The following is a 599-nucleotide window of genomic DNA, read 5'->3' as shown; positions in this document are numbered from 1 at the left end:
TCCGCCATCCTGCGGCGCTTCCTGTACGCCGCCGCCGCGACCGGCAGGCGAACTGAGGCGTCGCTCAGGTTGGTAGATGAAGATCAACGCTAATCAATAAACTGAATGTGGAACATGCCCTTGGCCAGCAGCACGATCAGCACGACATGGCAGAACACGCTCAAGTGCAACAGACGGGAGCGGCGCAAAGTGAACAGCTCGCACATGCGCCAGTAGCTGGCGAGCAGAAAATGGCCGAAGACGCTGCAGGCCAGGCCGATCTTGAGCAACAACAGGATGGCGAAGGGATTGCCGGCCGGATGCGTCAGCTGCTCGCCATAATGGGCGGCCAAGCCGAAGCCGGCGCTGAACAAGGTGACGATGACGATCGGCATCAGCCAGCGCACCCGCTGGCCGATGCCGCGTTCCACCGCGCGCATGGCCTCGGCCGGCACGCGCCGGCGCACGCTGTCGAGCACCAGCACTTCGAAAAACACGGTGCCAACGAACATCAGCGCACACAACAGGTGGATCGTTAGCAGCACTGGGTAGCTGGCGGCGGACATGGGGTTTTCCTTTTCGGGTGCGGCTGGGATGCGCGCATCATCCCAGCCGCACCC

Annotated in this window: 1 protein-coding gene; it reads right to left on the bottom strand. The window is 62.9% G+C overall.

Annotated elements, in window-relative coordinates; translation table 11 throughout:
• Positions 1 to 89 precede the first annotated feature (89 nt).
• Positions 90 to 545, bottom strand: a complete 456-nt coding sequence (locus H7U20_RS10060; protein WP_199759023.1) for a CopD family copper resistance protein — start codon at positions 543 to 545, stop codon at positions 90 to 92.
• Between the last annotated feature and the right edge of the window lie 54 nt (positions 546 to 599).

The organism is Rugamonas violacea, assembly GCF_016461825.1.
Classification (GTDB): Bacteria; Pseudomonadota; Gammaproteobacteria; order Burkholderiales; family Burkholderiaceae_D; genus Rugamonas.
Note: the sequence above shows the minus strand (reverse complement) of the source record. Positions and strands in the feature narration are given on the sequence as shown.

Coding starts and splice junctions, on each gene's coding strand:
- H7U20_RS10060 (WP_199759023.1), bottom strand. CDS start 545: ATGTCCGCCGCCAGCTACCCAGTGCTGCTAACGATCCACCTGTTGTGT.